This is a genomic window from Streptomyces sp. NPDC058457, from assembly GCF_042720695.1.
Lineage (GTDB): Bacteria > Actinomycetota > Actinomycetes > Streptomycetales > Streptomycetaceae > Streptomyces.
Window position 1 is genome coordinate 1 of the sequence record NZ_JBHXLU010000148.1, and the last position, 17,641, is coordinate 17,641.

The following is a 17,641-nucleotide window of genomic DNA, read 5'->3' on the forward strand; positions in this document are numbered from 1 at the left end:
CCTCAAAGAAAGGGGCGCTGCACGAGCGCCCCTTCAGGGGCGCGGGGAACTGCGCGACCGGCCACGACGGCGCCGCAGACGGCAGCGCTTCCAGCGGAGCGCTCAGAACTCGTTGCCCCAGCAGTACCGGGCGATGGTCTCGACCAGCACCAGTTTGCGCTGCTGGTCCTCTGCGGTCAGCAGTGGCCGCGCAGCCACGTCCGCGAAGCCCCGTGACGGGGATACGGCCCCGTCCTCCAGGTCCTTGAACTCACCGGCCGCGTCGATACGGAACATCACCGTGTCGATGTCCTCCAGCCCCGGTGCGGTCGCGTCGACCACACCCAGGCAGAAGTCGCGGTCGTCCGGGAGTGCCTTGACGAGGTCGAGTTCGGCCGGTGTGCCCTGGTCGAACGGGAGGATCCAGCGGTCGGCGGCGATGCCGGCGTACAGTTGCCCGGCGCGGGCCCGGTCCACCTCTGCCGGGGCCGACCAGCCGGGAGCGACGCCGATGCGGACACTCTCCGGGCGCTCGTCAAGCCGTACTGCGAGGGAATCGACAGCCAGCGCGTCCTCGAAGGACAGTGCGCCGGGGTCGGCCGGGTCGGTACTCAACTGGGCGAGCAGGAGCGGGTTGTCGAGCTGGATCAGGCGGACGCCCTTCGACACCAGCAGCTCGATCTCGGCCCGGACGATCTCCGCGAGGGCCTCGCCCAGTTCCCGGGCCGAGGAGACACCGAGGTCGGGCTGGAAGGTCGTCGCCGCCAGATATGCCGGGGAGGGCAGCGTGGCCTTGGGGGCGATCACCGTCAGTTCGGCGAGCTTGGCGGCCTGGTCGGCGAGCAGCGGGCCGTTGGCCTTGGGCAGTGCCTCGGCGACCCAGCGGACCAGGCCGTCCGGGCCCGTCTCGTCGGTTCGGCGGAAGCCCGACACGCCGTCGAGGACCGCGCCGCGGAAGTCCTCGCGCGGGAAGTCGCCGTCGGTGACGACGGTGGAGCGGAGCTTGCGCTGGTAGGCGACCGCTTCCCGGACCGCCGCGTCGACGGACTCCGGGTCGGCGGTGGACAGGCCTGCCGGGCGGACCAGGCTGCCGTGGTGGTCGATGCGGTAGTTGAACGTGTCCGCCATGGTCTCAGTCCTTTCCGCCGGCGACGCCCCACGCGGCGAACTCCAGCTCGTAGCCGAGGGCCTTCAGGACCTCCTCGGCGATCCGCTGGTCCTCGTCCGCGGTGCCGCCGGCGATGCCGAGTCCGCCGATGATCTCGCCGTCCTTCTTGATGGTGAGGCTGCCCTCGGTGGCCATGATCGGCAGGGCGGCGCCGGGGAGCTGGGAGAGCTGGGCGAAGAAGACCGGCTGGGACTCCTGCCACTTCTTCAGCATCTTGCCGGGGCGCTGCATGATCGCGGCGGTGTAGGCCTTGGCGCGGGCGATGTCGGGGGTGAGCGGGCGGGCGCCGTCGGGGCGGCGGATGGCGATCGGGAAGCCGCCGGCGTCCACGACGGCGACGCTCACCGCCTTGCCGATCTCCTGGGCGCGCTGGTGGGCGGCGCCGATGATCTCCTCGGCGGCGGCCAGGGTGAGGCTGGTCATGCTGCTTCCTTCGGTGCGGTGAGGGTGCGGCGGAGCCGGGCGACGGCGGTGTTGTACTGCTCGGGCGCCTCCCAGTACATGGAGTGCGGGGCGTCCGGGACGATCTCCAGGTGCGAGCCGGCCAGCAGTTCGTGGGCGCGGGTGACCGTCTTGACGCTGAGGACGGCGTCCTTCTCGCCCGCCAGGAAGGCGACCCTGACGCCGGAGGCCCCGATCTCCTCCAGGGAGGGGCCGTTCGTGTCGAGGTTGCGCAGGTCCTGCATCCTGGCCACGTTGAACGTGCCCATCTGCTGGAAGAGGAAGGTGAGGTCGGCCCGCTCCCGCTGGAACGATGTGGTCAGCAGCCGGTCGATGACCGGCAGTTTCACGGCCTCCGCGCGGTCGGCGGCGGCGAGTTCCGTCAGCTCGGGGTGGCTGATGCCGCCGAGGGAGTGGCCGAGGACGACCGAGGAGACCCGCTCGGGGCGCAGCAGCGCGGCGCGCAGGGCGGCGACGGAGCCGATGGACTGGCCGACCAGCATGGCGTCGGTGATGTCCTCGTGGTCGAGGACGGCGACCACGTCACCGGGGAAGTCCTGGCCGTCGAACTCGGCCATGGACGAGTCGGACTTGCCGAAGCCGCGCAGGTCCACGGTGAGGACCGTGAACTCCTCGCGCAGTGCGGCCACTTGCTGCCACCAGGCGGCGTGGTGGCCGCCGCTGCCGTGCACGAAAAGGATCGCCGGGCCGCTGCCGTGGCGCTCGTAGTAGATGGAGGTGCCGTCGGAGTCGGCGATGGGCATGGGGTGAACTCCCGTACTGATGCGCTTAGTTGGGGCGGCGGCTGTGGTAGACGAGCTCGATCATGGTGTGGTCGGGGTCGTGGATGTAGCAGAACTTGGACTGGTTCTCGGGGCGTTCGATCGGCCGGGTGTGCCGGATGCCCAGTTCCCTGAGATGGGCGAGGAAGTCGTCCCAGTCGTCGACCTCGACGGCGAAGTGGTAGGGCGCCATGCGCTCCATCTCCTCCACGGGAGTGAAGTGCAGGTCGAAGTTTCCCCTGGTCATCAGCACCACGCGGGTGTTGGACTTGGGCATGATGCGCTTCATCCCGAACACCTTGGTGTACCAGGCCGCGGTGCGATCGGGGTCGGTGGTGGGGAAGTTGACGTGGTGGATGTAGCGGGGTTCCGCGGTCATGAGTGGTTGCCTTCCAGGTGTACGGGGTTGGACAGCACGCCGATACCGCTGATCGCGACCTCGACGGTGTCGCCGGGCTCGATCTGGCAGGTGGACTCGGCGCCCATCCACAGCACGTCACCGGGGTGCAGGGTGATGTGCCTGGTGATCTCGACGATGAAGTCGAAGGGGTCGAAGACCATGTCCCCGGTCGGGAACGTGGCGCGCACCTCGTCGTTGACGCTCAGGGTGGTCGTCTGGGCGAGCGCGTCGACCTCGGTCTCGATCCACGGCCCCATCGGTTTGAACGTGTCGCTGTTCTTGCTGCGCCAGAAGGTGCGGTCCTGGTGCTGCCAGGTGCGGGCGCTGACGTCGTTGCCGATGGTCCAGCCGAACACCGCCTTGCGGGCCTCCTCGCGGTCGGCGTACCGGAGCGTACGGCCGATCACGGCGACCAGTTCCGGTTCGGCCTCGAAGCGTCCGGTCACCTCGGCCGGTCTGACGATCGGCGAACGGTGGCCGGTGAGCGCGTTGTTGGCCCGGTAGCCGACCTCGGGACGTTCGGGGGTCGCGGCGCCCATGTGCTCGATGTGCCGCGGGTAGTTGTAGCCGACGGCGTAGAACACGCCCGGGACGACGGGCGGCAGCCAGACGGCCCCGGCGACGGGGATCGTGCCGAGGACGTCGGGCTCGCCCTCCAGCGGCGACCCGGAGAGCAGTTCGACGCGTGCCCCCTGTACCCGGCCCCAGACCGCCCGGCCCTCCACCGAGACTCGCGCGTACCTCATGGCGTCAGCAGGTGGGAGACGCGCTTGGTGACCAGGTAGGCGTCCAGCGCCTCCGGCCCGCCCTCCCGGCCGTACCCGCTGTCCTTGACTCCGCCGGAGGGCGCCTCGTGCACCGAGCCGCCGCAGTGGTTGAGGGAGAGGATGCCGGCCTCCAGTCCGTCGGAGAGCTTCTCGGCGGTGGCCGCCGACCTGGTGAAGCCGTAGGCGGCGAGGCCGAACGGCAGCGAGTTGGCGGTGGCCAGCGCGTCTTCGAGGTCGCTGAAGGGCACGATGGGTGCGAGCGGCCCGAACGGCTCCTCGGACATCAGGTCCGCGTCCGCCGGTACGTCGGTGAGGACGGTCGGCGCGAAGAAGTAGCCGGGGCGGTCGAGCCGTTCGCCGCCGGTGCGGACGGTGGCTCCCTTGCGTGCCGCGTCCGCCGTCAGCCGTTCGGTCGACCGCAGCCGGCGCTCGTTCGCGAGGGGGCCCATGGTGGTGCCCTGGGTCAGTCCGTCGCCGACGACGACCGACTCGGCGGCCTTCACGAACTCGGCGGTGAAGTCCTCCACCAGGGACTCGTGGACCAGGAAGCGGCTCGGTGAGGTGCACACCTGGCCGGCGTTGAAGAACTTCGCCTGGGCGGCGCGGCGGGCGGCCTGTCCGGGGTCGGCGTCGGCGCAGACGATGACCGGGGCGTGGCCGCCCAGCTCCATCAGGGACGGCTTCATGACCTTGCCGGTCTCGGCGGCGAGGAGCTTGCCGACGGGCACCGAGCCGGTGAAGGCGATCATCCGGGTGACCGGGGAGGCGATGAGGTGGGCGGAGACCTCGGCGGGCTCGCCGAAGACGAGGTTGAGCACTCCGGCGGGCAGTCCGGCGTCCGCGTAGCACTCCACCAGGGCGGCGGCTGTCGCCGGGGTCTCCTCGGAGGCCTTGATGACGATCGAGCAGCCGGCCGAGAGGGCCGAGGAGATCTTGCGGTTGGGGCCGCCGACCGGGAAGTTCCAGGGGACGAAGGCGGCGACGGGCCCGATCGGTTCGCGGCGGACGGTGAGGACCGTGCCCGGGGCGGACGGGATGATACGGCCGTACGCGCGGCGGGCGTCCTCGACGTGCCAGCGCAGGGTGTCGGCGGTGCGCTTGGCCTCGCCCGTGGACTCGGCGAGGGTCTTGCCCTGCTCCAGGGTCATCACGCGGCCGATGGCGGCGGCGCGTTCGGCGATCAGGTCGGCGGCGCGGTCCAGGATCGCGCTGCGCTTGGCGATCGAGGTCGCGCGCCACACCCTGAATCCGTGCTCGGCGGCTTCGAGTGCGCGGTCGAGGTCGGCGGGGGTGGCGAGGGGGACCTCGCCGATCGTCTCCTCGGTGGCGGGGTTGACGACGGGGGCGGTCCGTCCGGTGCCGCCCTGGCACCACTGGCCCGCTATGTACATGCGGACGGCGGGATAGCCGTGGTCGGTGGTCATGAAGGGGTGCCCTCTCAGGGTCAGGACGCGGTGGGGGCTTCCTGGTCGCGGTTGGTGCGCAGGGCCCAGATGTGGTGCGGCGGGGTCGTCTCGTGGACCCGGGTGCCGTACTTCTCGTCGGCCCGGTCCATGTCGGCGGCGTACTCGACGCGGCCGCCGCACGGGGCGTGCAGGAAGCGGAAGACGTTGGAGCCGATGGTGTGCCGGCCGAGCCTGCGGGCCTCCCGCCAGCCGTGCTCGATCATGTAGTTGCCGCCCTCGATGACGTCGTCGAAGCCGGGCACCTCGTAGGCGATGTGGTTGACGCCCGCCTTGTCGGGGCGGTGGCACAGCAGCATGGTGTGCTGGTCGTCGTCGCCCGGGGCCTGCATGAAGACGCCCATCGGCTCGACCACGTCGGTCGGGCGGAACCCGAGCCGGTCGACGTAGAAGCCGACGGCCGCCGCACGGCCCTCCTTGGGGATGTTCAGGGCGACGTGGCACATGCGCAGCGGGCGGACCCGGGTGATCGGCTCCAGGGCGGTGTTCCAGCGGGTGACGCTGCCGAGGGTGTTGGCGGGGCGGGGGGTGACCGGGGCCGGTGCGGGGCGGGCCAGGGTCAGGCCGACGCCGAAGCCGGTCTCGTCGACGGTGTGGTGGACGCCGTCGGCGCTCTCGCGGACCTCACGGTCCCGGCCCGCCTCGGCCACCAGGCGCTCCAGCTCCTCGGGGGTGTCGACGCCCCAGACGACCTCGCGCAGCGTCGGTCCGTCCTCGACGGGGGCCGGCAGCGACGGCGACGGCAGGGCGTCGAGGTGGAGGGTCTGGGCGGTGCGGGTCTCGAACACCGCGTGCTCGTCGGTGCGTTCCACCATGGACAGCCCGAAGTCGTCGAAGAACCGGACACATACGCCGAGGTCGTCGATGCCGTAGGTGACCGATTCGATTCTCTGGATTCCCATGGATTCCTCGTTTCCGGGTCGCCTCGCGAGCGTAGATTTCGGCTCGCGAGGGGCTCAATGGCCTGAGCTCTACGGAATGCGCAAGCGTTTCTTGCGGCTTGGGCCACTCGGGCCGCCCGGCCTACGACCGGATCGCGGGAATCGGGTTCTGTGCGAACCACTCGGCGAGGAAGTCCAGGAAGACGCTGATCTTGCGCGGGGTGTCCTGTCCGGGGCCGTAGATCGCGTACAGCGGGCGGTCGGGTACGGCGAGGTCCCGCAGCAGCACCTGGAGGGCGCCGGAGACCAGGTCGTCGTAGACCGGGCGCTGGGGCAGCAGGGCGATGCCGCGGCCGTGCACCGCCGCCTTCTGCAGGGCGATGTAGGAGTTGGACGAGAACGCGATGTTGCGGATCTTGTGCAGGGTGCTGGCGTGCCCGTGGCCGATCCGCCAGACCGGGTCGTTCAGGTGGACCAGGCAGTCGTGGGCGGCGAGATCGTTCGGGTGGGCGAGCGTCCCGCACCGTTCGATGTACTCCGCGGAGGCGCACAGCACGAACGGCAGTGAGGCGATCTTCTTCAGCCGGACGCTGGAGTCCCTGAGGTCCCGGGTGTGGAAGGCGACGTCGAATCCGCTGTCCAGGAAGTCGTAGGTGCGGTCGGACATCCCTCCGAGTTCGAACCGGACCTGGATCTTCGGATGCGTCGCCGAGAACGCGGCAATGGCGTCCCCGAGGTCGAGGCTGCCTATCCACTTCGGACAGATGACGCTGAGGGTGCCCTCGGGCCGGTCGTGGAGCTGGGCGATACCGGCGTCCTCGGCCTCGATCTCGTCGAGAATGCGGGCGGCGAATTCGGCGTACCGCTGGCCCGGCTCGGTGAGGCTCACGGAACGGGCGGTGCGGTTGACCAGGCGTACGCCGATCTGCCGCTCCAGCTCCGCCACGTGCCGGGACACCAGGGAGCCGGACGAGCCCAGTTTCTTGGCGGCCCCGCTGAAACTGCCGACCTGGGCGACGGTCACGAAGCTGTGCATCAGGAGCAAGCGATCCATTTTTCCTCCGAACGCGCGTGCGGCTCGCCCGCGCTGGTCACCCACACAAATCGAATGTCGGCAATCCTGTCAACGTCTCCCCGCTTAAAAGATCGGCCGCGTTTCTCATGGTCAGGCCTCGGATCGGACGCCGTCCTGGGCGATCCGGCCATAGCCGCGGATGTCCGGGAACGGCGGCTCCCGGTCGGCCTGGAGGTCCACCTGGAAGGTGTTCAGGCACATGCCGAGCATGGTGAAGTTGCCGAGCGCGCCGATCGTGTCGACCAGCCCCTTGGGGCCGAAGTGCGCCAGGGCGCGGGCGAAGGTCTCGTCGGTGACGAAGTGCTCCTCCAGGATCTCCCGGCAGAACTGGTAGAACGCCTGGTCCGCCTCGTCCCCGAGGACCGCCTCGCGCTTCTCGGCGACGGCCTGTACGGCCGCTTCCGGGATGCCGGCCTCGATCGCCTGGTGGACATGGGCGTTCCAGGAGTACTGGGCGTCCCAGTTGCGGGCGGCCATCAGCAGGGTCAGTTCGCGCAGGTGCTTGGGGAGGCTGCAGTCGAAGCGGGCGAAGGCGCCGAGGGACTCCGCGCGTTCGCACATCTCCGGGCTGTGCAGCCAGACCCGGAACGGGCCGCGGACGGCGCCGCGGCGGCCCGCGATCCGCGCGGCCAGCTCCTGCTGGCGCGGGTCCATGTCGTCTTCGCTGAGAACGGGGAGCCTCATGGGGCCGGTACCTGCCTTTTCTCTCCGGCGGCCGTGGATTGCGAGGTGACGCTACAGCCGCTTCGCGGCCGCTCACACCTCCCGGAGCGCAAGGTAAAACTGCACGCCAGGGGGCACCCGTTCACGCGCCCGCGGCCTACCGTCGGTCGGCGAGTCAGGTACGTCGTAGTGGAGAGGAACCCCCGGATGACCACGATCATCAAGGCCGCGTCCGTGCCCCTGCTGGACCGGGGCGGTGCGGTCGTGACGACACCGCTGATCACCACGCCGTCGGCGGGCGGGGAGAACCTCATCACCAGCGGGATGAGCGTCTACCCGGTGGGCTCCGGGGCGCCGTTGCACTCGCACAACTGCGACGAGCACGTCACCGTCCTGGAGGGCGAGGCGGAGGTGTGGGTGGACGGCGAGGTGACCCGCCTTGCACGGTTCGACACCACGTACGTCCCGTCCCCCGTCCCCCACCTGTTCCGCAACGTCGGCGACACCCCGCTGCGGATCCTGTGGGTGTACTCGTCGGGGTATGTCACGCGGACCTTCACGGCCACCGGGAAGACGGTCGAGCACCTGTCGGCCGAGGACCAGATGGGCTGAGCCCGCGTGCCCTGGGACGTCCCAGCCGTTCCAGGGCACGCGGGGACGACATGGCGGCCGTCCGGCACGGAAACGCTCCGACTCGTGATCACGCTTCGTGGTCACGAGCACGACAGCACGGAGGTTTCCATGTCCCGTCGGATCCTGAAGAACGGCCTGCTGGCCACGGTCGCGGTGTTCGCGTTCCTGCCCACGGCCGGGGCCGCCACCGCGAGCGCCGCCACCCCGGTCCCCGCGCCCCAGGGAATCGTGCAGTTCTACAACTACACCACCCTGCCCGCGCCGGCGGCCCACCGCCTCCACCACCGCCACTACACGTACCGGAACGTCGGCCGGGTGACCACGCACCGTGTCCGGCTCAACGTGCGCTCCGGCCCGGGCACCCGCTACCGCGTGGTGAGCCACCGCCACAGCCACCACCTCGTCCCGCTGACCTGCAAGACGTACGGCGGCTCGGTGCGCGGCAACCACACCTGGTACCGGCTCCCGCACCACAAGGGGTACGTCTCCGCCCACTACGTCCGGGTCGGCCACGCCGTCCCGTGGTGCTGACGGGCTCGCACCGCCGTACTCCCTGACCCCAGAGGCCTGTTCGGGAACTCCGCGTTCCCGAACAGGCCTTCGACATGCACCACTCGATTCACCGTCTTCACACCTGTTCGCCGATTGCGGGCCCGGTCCCGATGGGAAGCCATTCCGACAACAGGGGCGAAACGCCCATAGCGTAATGAAGTCGAGGCACGCGACATGCCGCACTCCGAAGGAGCGAGAACCACCCCACCGGACGAGTCGCCGGCGGCGAGGCTGCGCGAACTGAAGGAGCGTACGGGACTGAGCCTCGCGGCGCTGGCCGCCCGCACCCCCTACAGCAAGTCCGCCTGGCACCGCTATCTCTCCGGCGACAAGCGGCCGCCACGTGCGGCCGTGGAGGCCCTGGCCCGGCTCGCGGGCGCCGACCCCGCGGCCGTGCTGGCGCTGTGCGAGGCCCCCGAGGAGCCGCCGGTCACCGAGGCGGTCCAGGAGCGGCGGCCGGCCAGCCGGTGGTGGCGGCTGCCGCTCACCGCCGTCGCCCTGCTCACCGTGGCCGGGGTGACCGCGGCCGCCGTGACCGTCTCGGACCGGCGGGGCGGGCAGGGCGCCCAGCCGGTGTCGGGGGCGCCGCGCTGTCATGGCCGGTCCTGCCAGGGCGAGTTGCCGGACGCCTCGGACTGCGCACGGGACGCGCAGACCAAGAGCACCGTCACCGACCCCGCCTACGACGTCCGGCTGCGCTGGTCCCCCGCCTGCGGCACCGCCTGGTCCGAGGTACGGCCGCACACCCCGCACGCCCGGGAGGTCTCGGTCCGGGCCGGGCAGGACGTGCTCTCCGCGAGCTACCCCGCCGAGGACTCCGCCGGCTACACCAGCCCGATGCTCGCGGTGCCGGCCCCGCGGGGGGTGGAGGCGTGCGCCGAGGTGGCGGGACGACTGGCCTGCACCGGGCTGGAGGCGGAGCCCGCCGGCGAGCAGTAGGAAGGCGCCGCGCCCGTGGAAGGGGCGCGGCGCCGGACCGGTCCGGGGGACCGGTCAGTGGGCGGCGACCAGCTTCTCCTGGTCGTTGCTGGCCTGCGGCTGCCTGGCCGAGCGCAGCGCTGCGATGCCGATGAACACCATCGAGGAGACACCGGCCAGTGCGAAGGCGGTGAAGCCCCAGTCGCCGTTGCCCGCGGCGAGCAGCTGACCGCCGAGCCAGGGGCCGAAGACGGCACCGAAGCGGCCCATGCCGGAGGTCCAGCCGACGGCGGTGGCACGGTTGTCCGGGGTGGAGCGGATGGAGACGGTCGCGTAGATCATCGTCTGGGCGCTGTTGAGGAAGACGCCGGTGAGGAAGACGACCAGGGTGGTCACGCCCATCGGCATGTGGGCGCTGAGCAGGTAGACGCCGACGGCGGTGAGGGCGAACCAGATCGCCGCGATGCGCGGGGCGCCGAACCGGTCGGCGGCGCGGCCCGCGACCAGCATGCCGACGATGCCGCCGAGGTTGAAGACGACGACGAAGGTCAGGGCGTTGGCGAGCTCGTAGCCCTCGGTGCGCATCAGGGTCGGCAGCCAGGTGGCGACGCCGTAGACCAGCAGCAGGCCGCCGAAGGAGGCCAGCCAGTACAGCAGGGTCTGCAGCCACTCTCCGCCGCGGAACAGGTTGCGCAGCGCGTCCCAGCGGTCGGCGGCGGTCTTCTTGGCCGCGACGGCGGGCAGTTCGACCTCGTAGCGGTCGGCCAGGGCGGTGGCCTCCTCGGTGCGGCCCTTGGCGACCAGGAAGCTCAGCGACTCGGGCAGGAGCTTCAGCAGGACGGGGACGAAGAGCAGCGGGAGCACGCAGACCCAGAAGGCGGAGCGCCAGCCGTACGGGTCGACCAGCCACTTGGCGACGTACGCGGAGAGGATGCCGCCCGCGTGGTGGGCGGTCATCAGCACGCCGATGGTGATCGCGATCCGGCCGCCCCTGGCGTAGTCGGAGACCATGCTGATCGCGGTGGGCAGCAGCCCGCCGAGGCCGACGCCGGCCAGGGTGCGGCCGAGGCCGAAGACCGTGAGGCTGCCGGAGATCGCGCAGATGCCGGAGGCGAGCGAGAAGAGCGTGACACTGGCGATCATCAGCTGCTTGCGGCCGATCCGGTCCGCGATCGTGCCCGCGGTCAGGGCGCCCACCAGCATGCCGAAGGTGGCGTAGGAGCCGAGGTCGCCGGCCTTGTCCGGGGTGATGCCGAAGGTCTTGGTCTCCAGCAGGTGGGGCAGCACCGAGCCGTAGATGAACATGTCGAGGCCGTCGAAGAGCACGGCCAGCCAGCACAGGCCGACGACCAGCTGGGCCAGTTTGCTGCCGCGAGCGGACAGGGCGGGTGAGGAGGACATCTTTGTTTTCCTCTCGTCCAGGATGCGTTCCCTGGAGGGGAAGCGGTAGAGGGGGTCGACGCGGCTCGTGCTGCTGACCCGTGGTGCGTAGACGCTAAGGATTGGCGAGCAAAAACGTCAACACTTTTGTCAACAATCACAGCAACAATCCGGACACCGCCGGGCCGTCGCCGTGACGGGGGAGAAAAACCCCAGGTGGCAAAGGGGGGTGGGCGACGCGCCTTGACGCGTCACCCACCCCCCAGAGGCCGAAACCGGGTCAGCCGACCGGCGGCGTCCCGTGCGTGTGGAAGGACGCGATCGTCTTGAGCCCCCACGCCTGCCCCTTGGCCCGTTCGGCCTCGGTCCAGGTGACCAGCGGCCAGTCGGGCGCCAGCACCAGCCGGGTGAGCGGGTTGCACAGCTCGATGCGGTTGCCGCCGGGCTCGTAGACGTACAGGAAGAACGTCTGCTGGATGGCGTGCTTGTGCGGGCCGGTCTCTATGAACACGCCGGTGTCGATGGCGAGATCGGCCGCGCGCAGGATGTCCTCGCGGGTGTCGGTCGCGAAGGCGATGTGGTGCAGCCGTCCGGTCGAGCCGGTCCAGTCGGAGGTGTAGACGACGTCGTACGACTTGTGGGTGAAGGTCAGCCAGCGGGCCGCGATCGTCCCGTTGTCGAGGCGGACCTGTTCGGTCGGCCTGGCGCCCAGCACGTGTTCCTGGAACTCGGAGTTGGCGAGCACGTCGGCTGCCAGGAAGTTGACGTGGTCAAGGCGGCGCACGCCGACCCCCCGGTTGGGCTTGGCCTGCGGCTGGTTCTTCAGCGCGGGCTTCAGCTCGTCGGGGGCCCGGTAGTGCTCGCTCTCCCAGTAGAGGGCGTGCTCGTGGCCGTCCGGGTCGGTGGTGACGTAGAGCTTGCCGAGGCCGGGCTCGTCCTCCACCCAGTGGCCGGTGCCGCCGGCCTCCTCGATCGCCTTGACACGGCGGTGGAGGGCCTCCTCGCCGGAGGTGCGCAGGGCGAGCCGGCCGAGGCCGGGCTGCTCGCGGGCGGTGAGGACCAGGCTGTGGTGCTCGTAGTCGTCGTAGGTGCGGAGGTAGACGGTGTCGCCGTCCTGGCCGTTGACGGTCAGTCCGAGGTAGTCGGTGAAGAAGGCGACGCTGGCGTCCAGGTCCGGGGTGAACAGCTGGGCGTGGCCGATATGGGCGATGTCACCGAGCGGCGGAGCCATCGTTGCCTCCTTGAGGTCGTGCGGGAAGGGCGGCGGCGCGTGGGAAGACGGTGCCGTCGAAGATCTTGCGGGCGGTGCGGACGACCGCGGTGCGGCGGGCGGCCGGCGGGGAGCCGTCGGAGCCGGGGTCGACGCTGGTGTCGATCTCCAGGAATCCGGTGGGGTGTTCGATGCGGATGCGGTCGCCGTGTTCGGGGAGCCGGGCGATCCTCTCCCCCACGCCGCCGGGCAGCCTGAGCCCCGCGGCCACGCTCGCGGCGCCGAGGACGCCGATGGAGGTGTGGCAGCGGACGGGGATGAAGGTCCGGGTGGTGACCGCGCCGCCGTCGCGGGGCGGGGCGAGCAGGCTGAGCTTGGGCACGGTGGCGGTCTCGACGTCCCCGAGGCCCATCAGCTTGCCCGCCGCCAGCCGGATCTCGTGCAGCCGGTCGGCGAGGGCCAGGTCCTCCTCCAGGTCCTTGGGCGCCTCGTACCCGGTGACGCCGAGGGCGCTCGCCGCGATCAGCACGGTCGGCATGCCGTTGTCGACACAGGTCACCGCCGTGTCCGCGACGGTGTCACGGACGTTGCCGGTGGGCAGCAGCGGGCTCTCACCGGCCGGGAACTCGATCACCACCGGGGCGGCCGTGCCGGGCACCCCGGAGATCTCGGCGTCCCCGGTGTAGTCGACGCGCCCGCCCGGGGTCGGGAAGGTGGCGACGGCCCGCTCCCGCGTGTTGAGCATCCGGATCCGTACCGAGGTCTCGCCGTCACCGGGCGCCACGAGCCCCCGCTCCACGGCGAACGGGCCGACCCCGGCCAGGATGTTCCCGCAGTTCTGACGGTCGGTCACCTCGGGCCGGTCGACGGCGACCTGGAGGAACAGGTAGTCGACGTCCGCCTCCGGGTCGTCCGAGACCGAGACGACCGCCACCTTGCTGGTGAGGGGGTGTGCCCCGCCCAGACCGTCGATCTGGCGCGGGTCGGGGCTGCCCATCACCCGCAGCAGCAGGTCGTCGCGGGCGGCGGGGTCGGCGGGCAGGTCCTCGGCCAGGAAGTAGGCGCCCTTGGAGGTGCCGCCGCGCATCAGCATGCAGCGCACCTCCGCGGGCCCGGTCACTGGGTGTACTCCTCGTACGACCTGTACTCGACGCCGAGCCGCTGGAGGGTCTCCCGCAGCCCGTAGCGGTCGAGGCCCAGCTGGCCGTCGATGAACGCCGCGCGGGTCGCGGCCTCCTTGGCCTCGCGGGCCTCGGACTTCTCGACCGTCTCGCGGGCGCGCTCACGGGGTACGACCACGACCCCGTCGTCGTCGGCGAGGATCACGTCACCCGGGTTGATCACCTGGCCGTCGACGGCGATCGGCACGTTGACCGAGCCGCCGGTGGCCTTGACCGTGCCCTGCGAGGAGACCGCCCGGGACCAGGCGGCGAAGCCCATGTCCCGCAGCTCCTGGGTGTCCCGGATACCGGTGTTGAGGACCACCCCGCGCACCCCGCGCTGCTTCAGCGCGGTCGCGAACAACTCGCCGAACAGCCCGTCCGTGCAGGGCGAGGTGGTGGTGACGACCAGGATGTCGCCCTCGCCGCACTGCTCGACGGCCGCGTGGATCATGAGGTTGTCGCCGGGCCAGCTGAGCACGGTGACGGCGGTGCCGGCGACCCGTACGCCCTGCTGGACGGGCCGGATCCCCGGGCCCAGCAGGCCGGTCCGCCCCATCGCCTCGCTCACGGTGGCGACGCCGAACCCGGCGAGGGCGTCCACGTCCTTCAGTTCCGCCTTCGGCGGGTTGGTGACGATCACACCGCTCATGCCAGCTCCTGCGCGATCTGCGGGAACGGCCGCATGAACGCCTCGGCCATGGTGTTGTGCGCCAGGCCCAGGTTGGGTCCGGCGTTCCGCTTGAGCTGGACGCCGCGGCGGACGGCGAGATCGGTGTAGTAGGCCCACAGGTGCTGCTGGGCGCCGAGGCACTCCATCGCCTTGCGCTTGGTGTCCCAGACCTCGGTGATGTCGAGCAGCACCTCGGGCTTGAAGCCGCTCATCTCCGGCTGGTGCGGCTCGAAGTAGAAGACCGGCGGGGCGCCGATGATGTCGCCCTCGCCCGGGTACCCGATGGCCTGCGCGAGGATCCGGGCCTCCAGGGCCATCCGGTTGGCGGCCGGGTGGTCGCCGTTGTACGGATCCTCGACGGGGTGGGTGAGCACGACGTCGGGCTGGGCCTCCCGGTAGACCGCGACCAGCTGGTCGGTCAGCTCGGCGGAGGCGACCAGCGGGTAGTCGCCCGCGTCGAAGAAACGGACCTCGGCGCCGAGCGCGGCGGCGGCCTTCTCCGCCTCCTCCCGCCGTATCGCCTTGATCTCCTCCAGGTTCCTGCCCTCGCGCCACGCCTTGGCGGACTCGCCGCGCTCGCCGAAGGTCAGACACGCGATGGTGACCTTCTCGCCCCGGGACGCGGCCAGGGCGATGGCTCCACCCGCCCGCCACACGAAGTCCCCGGCGTGCGCGGTGACGACCAGGGTGGATCGCGGTGGGGTTTCGGCGGGCGCGTTGGCGTGCGTCATTGAAGAACTCTCCTTGGTGGACAGATGTGCGCCCACCCAGCCCCGGGCGTCTCAGTCGCTCAGTGCGTCGATCACGCTCGTGAGGTGGGCGCGGACGGCCGCCTCGGCCGCCTGCGGGTCCCTGGCCCTGATCGCTTCGATCATCGCCAGATGCTGGTTCAGGGATTGCTGCGGACGCCCCGGGCGCAGCGCCAACTGGAAGCGGTGCCGCACCAGTTGGGCGTTGAGCCGCTCCAGCAGTTCCACGGCGGTCTGCTGGCCGGAGATCTCCCGGATCTTGTCGTGGAGCGCGTGGTTGAGCTCGGAGTAGGTGACCGGTTCGCCGTCGGCGACGGCCTTGGTCATGGCCGCCCCGAGGTCCGCGAGTTCGGTGAGCTGCTCGTCGCTGGCCGCGACGGCCGCCTTGGCCGCGCACAGTCCCTCCAGGACCATGCGGCACTCCGTGATCGCGACCGCTTCCTCCACGGTCACCACCCGCACCCGCGAGCCGCGGTTGCGGATCCGCTCGACCAGTCCCTGGGCCTCCAGATCGATCAGTGCCGCACGGATGCTGGCCCGCGTCACACCGAACTCCTCGGCGAGTTCGTTCTCCACCAGCCGCTGGGCCGGGGCCATCTCGCCGTGCAGGATCGCCTGCCGCAGCAGCGTGAACGCATGCTGCTTGGCCTGCTCTCCGGTGCTCGGACGGGCTTCCTTCGGCATTGCGCCCTCCCTGAGTGAGTGCCTGTCGAACGTAAATCTAGCCAAACAAGATTGTCAACAATTTTGTCTGCCGTATTGCCGGGGCAATCCGGCGGACCGTGCGCTCAGCCCCCGCGGTACAGGTCACTGAGCAGTTCGAGAACGGCCTGCTGGGCGGGGTGCGGATCATCCCGCCACCAGGCCAGCCGGACGGCGACCGGTTCGGCGTCCCGGACCGGCCGGTAGACGATGCCGGGCCGCGGGTACTGGTTGGCGGTCGACTCGGCGGTCACGCCGACCGCACGGCCGGCACCGATGGCGGTGAGCCAATCGTCGACGTCGTGCGTCTCCTCGACGACCGGCCGCGACTCCGGCGGCCACAGCTCCGGGGTGGTGGTGCCGGTACGCCGGTCGACCAGGAGGATCCTGCCGGTGAGCTCGGCAAGGCGTACGGTCCGGCGCCGGGCCAGCGGATCATCGGCGGCCAGTGCGGCGAGCCGCCGCTCCAGCCCCACGATGGCCGCGTCGAACCGGCGGTCCTCAAGCGGGCGGCGCACCACCGCGAGGTCGCAGAAGCCCTCGGCGAGGCCGGCGGAGGCCGTGTTGACCCTGACCAGCTGCAGATCGGTCCCGGGGCACGCCGCGGCCCAGTCCCGCTGGAAGGCGACGGTGTGCCGACCCACGGCCGACCAGGCATAGCCGATCCGCAGCAGGGTGTGCCCCGAGCCGGCCTCCTGGACCAGACCGGCGACGTCCGCCAGTACCCGCCGGGCGCGCGCCACCACCCGCAGTCCGGTGGCCGTCGGGGTCACCGCGCGCGAGGTGCGCCGCAACAGCCGCACGCCCAGCACGCGTTCGAGGGCCGCCAGGGTACGGGAGACGGCCGCCTGGGAGACCCCCAGGGCGATCGCCGCGTCGGTGAAGCTGCCCTCGTCGACGATGGCGACGAGACAGCGCAGCTGCCGCAGCTCGACCTCATCCATACGGACAGCGTATAGATTCCGGGCCGCATGCATTTTGCGCAAGCGCGGACCGGGCGGACGCTCCTCCCATGCGACGCGCCCTCGAACGCCCCGTCTCCTCCCCCGCGGTCACGCCGTCCGCGCCGACCCGGCTCTCCGGCGTGGCCACCATGTTCGGCAGCGGCCTGTCCAACCAGACCGGCGCGGCCATCGGCTCCCTCGCCTTCCCGGTCCTCGGCCCGCTCGGGGTGGTGGCGGTACGGCAGTACGTGGCCGCGCTCGTCCTGGTGGCCGTCGGCCGGCCCCGCCCGCGGGACTTCGCCTGGCGGCAGTGGTGGCCGGTGCTGCTGCTCGCGGTGGTCTTCGGCACGATGAACCTGACCCTCTACACCGCGATCGACCGGGTCGGCCTCGGCCTGGCGGTCACCCTGGAGTTCCTGGGCCCGCTCACCATCGCGCTCACGGCGTCCCGCCGCCGGCTGGACGCGGGGTGCGCGGTGCTGGCGGCGGCGGGGGTGGTGGTGCTGATGCGCCCGCGGCCGTCGACCGACTACGCGGGGATGGCCCTGGGCCTGGTGGCCGCGGCCTGCTGGGCGTCGTACATCCTGCTCAACCGGGTGGTCGGGCACCGGATACCGGGAGCACAGGGCCCGGCGACGGCCGCGAGCGTGTCGGCACTGACGTTCCTGCCGGTGGGAATCGTGGTGGCGGTACGGCACCCGCCGACGGCCGGGGCCGTCCTGTGCGCGGTGGCGGCGGGCGTCCTGTCCTCCGCGGTGCCGTACCTGGCCGACCTGCTGACCCTGCGCAAGGTCCCCGCCCAGACCTTCGGCCTGTTCATGAGCGTCAACCCGGTCCTGGCGGCGGCGGTGGGGTGGGTGGTGCTGGGGCAGGATCTGGGAGTGCTGGAGTGGGCCGCGATAGGAGCGGTGGTCGCCGCAAACGCCGTGAGCCTGGCGCCCCGTAAAGGGCGCGGGGAACTGCGCGGCCAGCCCCAACCGGCCCGCGGTTCCCCCACGACGGATCCCACCCCGCCCGTCCACCCCCGGCGTCCGTCCCAGCCGGTGCCACCCCAATATCCAGCCCCCACCCCCGCGGCGCCCGGCGGGGCCCGGCCCGCCC

19 protein-coding genes and 1 pseudogene are annotated in these 17,641 nt (G+C 71.2%); 4 read left to right on the forward strand and 16 right to left on the reverse strand.

Features of this window, described 5'->3' with window-relative positions; translation table 11 throughout:
* Positions 1-102 precede the first annotated feature (102 nt).
* The 9 genes from ACFWPS_RS52115 to ACFWPS_RS52155 form a co-directional block, all read right to left on the reverse strand.
* Positions 103-1,107, reverse strand: coding sequence for a methionine synthase II (cobalamin-independent)-like protein (locus ACFWPS_RS52115; RefSeq protein ID WP_383721092.1), 1,005 nt, complete (start codon positions 1,105-1,107; stop codon positions 103-105).
* Positions 1,108-1,111: 4 nt separating this feature from the next.
* Positions 1,112-1,570 (reverse strand): heme-binding protein, encoded by a 459-nt coding sequence (locus ACFWPS_RS52120; RefSeq protein ID WP_383721094.1) that lies wholly within the window; start codon positions 1,568-1,570, stop codon positions 1,112-1,114.
* The gene (locus ACFWPS_RS52125) at positions 1,567-2,352 is read right to left on the reverse strand and encodes an alpha/beta fold hydrolase (RefSeq protein ID WP_383721096.1); all 786 of its coding nucleotides are present in this window, start codon (positions 2,350-2,352) and stop codon (positions 1,567-1,569) included. The genes ACFWPS_RS52120 and ACFWPS_RS52125 overlap by 4 nt, the downstream gene beginning before the upstream one ends.
* Before the next feature lie 25 nt (positions 2,353-2,377).
* The gene (locus ACFWPS_RS52130) at positions 2,378-2,749 is read right to left on the reverse strand and encodes a VOC family protein (RefSeq protein ID WP_383721099.1); all 372 of its coding nucleotides are present in this window, start codon (positions 2,747-2,749) and stop codon (positions 2,378-2,380) included.
* Positions 2,746-3,516 carry a fumarylacetoacetate hydrolase family protein gene (locus ACFWPS_RS52135; RefSeq protein ID WP_383721102.1) on the reverse strand — a complete coding sequence of 257 codons (771 nt, stop codon included), beginning with the start codon at positions 3,514-3,516 and terminating at the stop codon, positions 2,746-2,748. The genes ACFWPS_RS52130 and ACFWPS_RS52135 overlap by 4 nt, the downstream gene beginning before the upstream one ends.
* Entirely contained in the window at positions 3,513-4,961 is a 1,449-nt protein-coding gene (locus ACFWPS_RS52140) for an NAD-dependent succinate-semialdehyde dehydrogenase (protein ID WP_383721104.1), read from the reverse strand. The genes ACFWPS_RS52135 and ACFWPS_RS52140 overlap by 4 nt, the downstream gene beginning before the upstream one ends.
* A gap of 20 nt (positions 4,962-4,981) precedes the next feature.
* Positions 4,982-5,902, reverse strand: a complete 921-nt coding sequence (locus tag ACFWPS_RS52145) for a VOC family protein (protein ID WP_383721107.1) — start codon at positions 5,900-5,902, stop codon at positions 4,982-4,984.
* 121 nt (positions 5,903-6,023) lie between these two features.
* Positions 6,024-6,935, reverse strand: coding sequence for a LysR family transcriptional regulator (locus ACFWPS_RS52150; RefSeq protein ID WP_383721110.1), 912 nt, complete (start codon positions 6,933-6,935; stop codon positions 6,024-6,026).
* A 111-nt stretch (positions 6,936-7,046) separates the two neighbouring features.
* Positions 7,047-7,610 (reverse strand): carboxymuconolactone decarboxylase family protein, encoded by a 564-nt coding sequence (locus ACFWPS_RS52155; protein ID WP_383721143.1) that lies wholly within the window; start codon positions 7,608-7,610, stop codon positions 7,047-7,049.
* Positions 7,611-7,826: 216 nt separating this feature from the next.
* Between ACFWPS_RS52155 and ACFWPS_RS52160 the strand changes: the two genes are divergently transcribed.
* From ACFWPS_RS52160 to ACFWPS_RS52170, 3 genes are all read left to right on the forward strand, one after another.
* Positions 7,827-8,231, forward strand: a complete 405-nt coding sequence (locus tag ACFWPS_RS52160) for a cupin domain-containing protein (RefSeq protein ID WP_383721114.1) — start codon at positions 7,827-7,829, stop codon at positions 8,229-8,231.
* Between the two features lie 129 nt (positions 8,232-8,360).
* Positions 8,361-8,783 (forward strand): SH3 domain-containing protein, encoded by a 423-nt coding sequence (locus tag ACFWPS_RS52165; RefSeq protein WP_383721117.1) that lies wholly within the window; start codon positions 8,361-8,363, stop codon positions 8,781-8,783.
* Positions 8,784-8,978: 195 nt separating this feature from the next.
* Positions 8,979-9,743, forward strand: coding sequence for an XRE family transcriptional regulator (locus tag ACFWPS_RS52170; protein ID WP_383721119.1), 765 nt, complete (start codon positions 8,979-8,981; stop codon positions 9,741-9,743).
* A gap of 54 nt (positions 9,744-9,797) precedes the next feature.
* Here ACFWPS_RS52170 and ACFWPS_RS52175 read toward each other — a convergent pair whose 3' ends face one another.
* The 7 genes from ACFWPS_RS52175 to ACFWPS_RS52205 form a co-directional block, all read right to left on the reverse strand.
* Entirely contained in the window at positions 9,798-11,123 is a 1,326-nt protein-coding gene (locus ACFWPS_RS52175; RefSeq protein WP_383721122.1) for an MFS transporter, read from the reverse strand.
* Positions 11,124-11,382: 259 nt separating this feature from the next.
* The gene (locus ACFWPS_RS52180) at positions 11,383-12,333 is read right to left on the reverse strand and encodes a VOC family protein (RefSeq protein ID WP_383721125.1); all 951 of its coding nucleotides are present in this window, start codon (positions 12,331-12,333) and stop codon (positions 11,383-11,385) included.
* Positions 12,314-13,432 (reverse strand): 4-oxalomesaconate tautomerase, encoded by a 1,119-nt coding sequence (locus tag ACFWPS_RS52185; protein ID WP_383721128.1) that lies wholly within the window; start codon positions 13,430-13,432, stop codon positions 12,314-12,316. The genes ACFWPS_RS52180 and ACFWPS_RS52185 overlap by 20 nt, the downstream gene beginning before the upstream one ends.
* A complete protein-coding gene (locus ACFWPS_RS52190) occupies positions 13,429-14,124 on the reverse strand; it encodes a 4-carboxy-4-hydroxy-2-oxoadipate aldolase/oxaloacetate decarboxylase (protein WP_383721130.1) in 696 nt (231 codons plus the stop codon). Before ACFWPS_RS52190 ends, ACFWPS_RS52185 begins: the two co-directional genes overlap by 4 nt.
* A complete protein-coding gene (locus tag ACFWPS_RS52195; protein WP_383721133.1) occupies positions 14,121-14,876 on the reverse strand; it encodes a PIG-L deacetylase family protein in 756 nt (251 codons plus the stop codon). Before ACFWPS_RS52195 ends, ACFWPS_RS52190 begins: the two co-directional genes overlap by 4 nt.
* 51 nt (positions 14,877-14,927) lie before the next feature.
* Entirely contained in the window at positions 14,928-15,578 is a 651-nt protein-coding gene (locus ACFWPS_RS52200; protein WP_383721136.1) for a GntR family transcriptional regulator, read from the reverse strand.
* Between the two features lie 104 nt (positions 15,579-15,682).
* A complete protein-coding gene (locus ACFWPS_RS52205) occupies positions 15,683-16,540 on the reverse strand; it encodes a LysR family transcriptional regulator (protein WP_383721139.1) in 858 nt (285 codons plus the stop codon).
* A 140-nt stretch (positions 16,541-16,680) separates the two neighbouring features.
* Here ACFWPS_RS52205 and ACFWPS_RS52210 point away from each other — a divergent pair.
* Positions 16,681-17,484: pseudogene (locus ACFWPS_RS52210) on the forward strand (DMT family transporter); the annotation flags it as partial.
* Positions 17,485-17,641 lie beyond the last annotated feature (157 nt).

Coding starts and splice junctions, on each gene's coding strand:
- ACFWPS_RS52115 (WP_383721092.1), bottom strand. CDS start 1,107: ATGGCGGACACGTTCAACTACCGCATCGACCACCACGGCAGCCTGGTC.
- ACFWPS_RS52120 (WP_383721094.1), bottom strand. CDS start 1,570: ATGACCAGCCTCACCCTGGCCGCCGCCGAGGAGATCATCGGCGCCGCC.
- ACFWPS_RS52125 (WP_383721096.1), bottom strand. CDS start 2,352: ATGCCCATCGCCGACTCCGACGGCACCTCCATCTACTACGAGCGCCAC.
- ACFWPS_RS52130 (WP_383721099.1), bottom strand. CDS start 2,749: ATGACCGCGGAACCCCGCTACATCCACCACGTCAACTTCCCCACCACC.
- ACFWPS_RS52135 (WP_383721102.1), bottom strand. CDS start 3,516: ATGAGGTACGCGCGAGTCTCGGTGGAGGGCCGGGCGGTCTGGGGCCGG.
- ACFWPS_RS52140 (WP_383721104.1), bottom strand. CDS start 4,961: ATGACCACCGACCACGGCTATCCCGCCGTCCGCATGTACATAGCGGGC.
- ACFWPS_RS52145 (WP_383721107.1), bottom strand. CDS start 5,902: ATGGGAATCCAGAGAATCGAATCGGTCACCTACGGCATCGACGACCTC.
- ACFWPS_RS52150 (WP_383721110.1), bottom strand. CDS start 6,935: ATGGATCGCTTGCTCCTGATGCACAGCTTCGTGACCGTCGCCCAGGTC.
- ACFWPS_RS52155 (WP_383721143.1), bottom strand. CDS start 7,610: ATGGACCCGCGCCAGCAGGAGCTGGCCGCGCGGATCGCGGGCCGCCGC.
- ACFWPS_RS52160 (WP_383721114.1), top strand. CDS start 7,827: ATGACCACGATCATCAAGGCCGCGTCCGTGCCCCTGCTGGACCGGGGC.
- ACFWPS_RS52165 (WP_383721117.1), top strand. CDS start 8,361: ATGTCCCGTCGGATCCTGAAGAACGGCCTGCTGGCCACGGTCGCGGTG.
- ACFWPS_RS52170 (WP_383721119.1), top strand. CDS start 8,979: ATGCCGCACTCCGAAGGAGCGAGAACCACCCCACCGGACGAGTCGCCG.
- ACFWPS_RS52175 (WP_383721122.1), bottom strand. CDS start 11,123: ATGTCCTCCTCACCCGCCCTGTCCGCTCGCGGCAGCAAACTGGCCCAG.
- ACFWPS_RS52180 (WP_383721125.1), bottom strand. CDS start 12,333: ATGGCTCCGCCGCTCGGTGACATCGCCCATATCGGCCACGCCCAGCTG.
- ACFWPS_RS52190 (WP_383721130.1), bottom strand. CDS start 14,124: ATGAGCGGTGTGATCGTCACCAACCCGCCGAAGGCGGAACTGAAGGAC.
- ACFWPS_RS52195 (WP_383721133.1), bottom strand. CDS start 14,876: ATGACGCACGCCAACGCGCCCGCCGAAACCCCACCGCGATCCACCCTG.
- ACFWPS_RS52200 (WP_383721136.1), bottom strand. CDS start 15,578: ATGCCGAAGGAAGCCCGTCCGAGCACCGGAGAGCAGGCCAAGCAGCAT.
- ACFWPS_RS52205 (WP_383721139.1), bottom strand. CDS start 16,540: ATGGATGAGGTCGAGCTGCGGCAGCTGCGCTGTCTCGTCGCCATCGTC.